General features: G+C 76.2%; 2 protein-coding genes. Both read left to right on the top strand.

The window, feature by feature from the left end:
- Positions 1-1,050 (top strand): condensation domain-containing protein (locus G9H71_RS22250; RefSeq protein ID WP_231135314.1); only part of this gene is annotated, 1,050 nt, incomplete at its 5' end.
- The coding region (locus G9H71_RS25395; protein WP_331273196.1) for a condensation domain-containing protein at positions 1,047-2,408 on the top strand (1,362 nt) is incomplete at its 3' end. The genes G9H71_RS22250 and G9H71_RS25395, both read left to right, overlap by 4 nt.

Here is a 2,408-nt window from a genome sequence, read left to right as displayed (position 1 = left end):
GACCGGCCCGCCGAGCTCGACCGGCCGGGCACGTCGCTGCGCTCGTGGGCGCGCGAGCTCGTCGCCGCGGCCGCCGCTCCCGAGCGCGTGGCGGAGCTGGCGACGTGGGTCGAGGCGCTCCGCGACGGCGCCGGCCGCGAGCCGCTCCCGTTGCGCCGCCCGGTCGACCCCGCGGTCGACACCTTCGGCGCCACGCGCACGGTCAGCTGGACGCTCGGCGCCGAGCACACCGCACCGCTGCTGACCTCGGTCCCCGCCGCGTTCCACGCGGGCATCAACGACGTGCTGCTGAGCACGCTCGCCGTCGCCCTCGTGGCCTGGCGACGGGACGCGGGCGCGGACGTGGCCGACGTGCTGCTCGACGTGGAGGGCCACGGGCGCGAGCCCCTCGGCAGCGGCGCGGACCTCTCGCGCACGGTCGGCTGGCTGACCAGCGTCTTCCCGGTGCGGCTCGACCCCGCCCTCGACCCTGCCTCGGGCGCGAGGCGGCGGGTCGACGGCGAGACGCTCGGGCGCGCGCTCAAGAGCGTCAAGGAGCAGCTGCGCGCGCTGCCGGACCGCGGCCTCGGCTACGGCCTGCTCCGCCACCTGAACCCGCGCACCGCCGCGGTGCTCGCCGAGCTGCCACCTCCACAGATCTGCTTCAACTACCTGGGGCGGATGCCCCGCCCCGAGCCCGGCGCGGGCGCCGACTGGGCCGTCGCCCCCGGCGCGCAGGTGCTCGGCGGTGGCGCCGACCCGGGCATGCCGGTCGCGCACCCGCTGGAGATCAACGCGGTCGTGGCCGACGGCGTCGCGGGGCCGCAGCTGCTCGTGCACTGCTCCTGGCCGCGGGAGCTGCTCGACGAGCGGGACGTGCACGGGCTGGCGGAGCGGTGGCGCGAGGCGCTGCTCGGCCTCGTGGCGCACACCGCGACCGGGGCCGGCGGCCACACGCCGTCGGACCTCACCTTGAGCTCGCTGACGCAGGACGACATCGACGAGCTCGAGCAAGACCTCGCATCCGACCTTGACGACGACCTCGACTCCGAATGGGGACTGCTGACGTGAGCACGCGTATCGAGGACATCCTCCCGCTGACCCCCTTGCAGGACGGGCTGCTGTTCCACGCGGTGTACGACCGCGACAGCGCCGCCGCCACCGGCAGAAGCGGCAGCGACGTCTACACGGTGCAGTTCGCCCTCGACCTCGAGGGCACGCTCGACGCCGACCGGCTGCGCGCCGCCGGCGAGGCGCTGCTGCGCCGCCACGCGAACCTGCGCGTGGCGTTCCGGCAGCGCAAGTCCGGCGAGTCCGTGCAGGTCGTGCTGCGCGAGGCCGCGCTGCCGTGGCGTGAGGCCGACCTCAGCGGGCTGTCCGGCGACGAGCTGCCGGCCGCCCTGGCGCGGGAGGCGGCGTACGACAGCCGCCGGTTCGACCTCGCCTCCGCGCCGCTCGTCCGGCTGACGCTGCTGCGCCTCTCCCCCTCCCGCTCCCGGGTCGTCGTCACCAACCACCACCTGCTGCTCGACGGCTGGTCGATGCCGCTCGTCGCCCGCGACCTCTTCGCGCTGTACGCCGCCGGCGGCGACGAGCGGGCGCTGCCGCCGGTGACGCCGTACCGGACGTACCTGGAGTGGCTCGGGAGGCAGGACCGCGACGCGGCGTCGGCGGCGTGGAAGGACGCGCTCGCCGGCCTCGAGGAGCCCACCCTGCTCGCCGGCACGCCCGCCGGCGGCGCCGTCCTCCCCGAGAGCCTGCACGCCGAGCTCGACGAGGAGCTCACTGCCGCGCTCACCGCGTCCGCCCGCGCCGGCGGCGTCACGCTCAACAGCCTCGTCCAGGCCGCGTGGGGCGTGGTGCTCGGCGCCGCGACCGGCCGCTCGGACGTGGTGTTCGGGGCCACGGTGTCGGGCCGCCCCCCGCTCCTCGACGGCGTCGAGAGCATGGTCGGGCTGTTCATCACCACGCTCCCGGTCCGGGTGCGGCTGCGTCCCCAGGACCCGCTGCTCGAGACGGCGCGCCACGTGCAGGGCGAGCAGTCCCGCCTCGGCGAGCACTTCCATCTTGGCCTCGCGGAGGCGCAGCGCCTCGCGGGCGTCGGGCCGCTGTTCGACACCCTCACCGTGTTCGAGAACTACCCGCTCGACCCCGCCGCGTTCGAGCTTCCCGGCACCGGCCTGCGGGTCACGGACATCACCACCCAGGACGCCACGCACTACCCGGTCACGCTCGTCGCGCTGCCCGGCGACCGGCTCACGCTCCGCATGGACGTCCGCCCGGACCTGCTCGGCGAGGGCGTCGTCCCCGCCCTGCTCGACCGCGTGGTGCGCGCCCTGACGTCCGTCGTCGCGTCGCCCGCGCTGCCGGCGGCCGGCCTCGACCTGCTCTCGGCGGCCGACACCGCGGCGCTGGCCGCGTGGAACGAC

Source organism: Motilibacter deserti, assembly GCF_011250635.1.
Taxonomy (GTDB): domain Bacteria; phylum Actinomycetota; class Actinomycetes; order Motilibacterales; family Motilibacteraceae; genus Motilibacter_A; species Motilibacter_A deserti.
The sequence above is the reverse complement of the archived record's forward strand: the minus strand, read 5'-3'. Positions and strand labels throughout refer to the sequence as shown.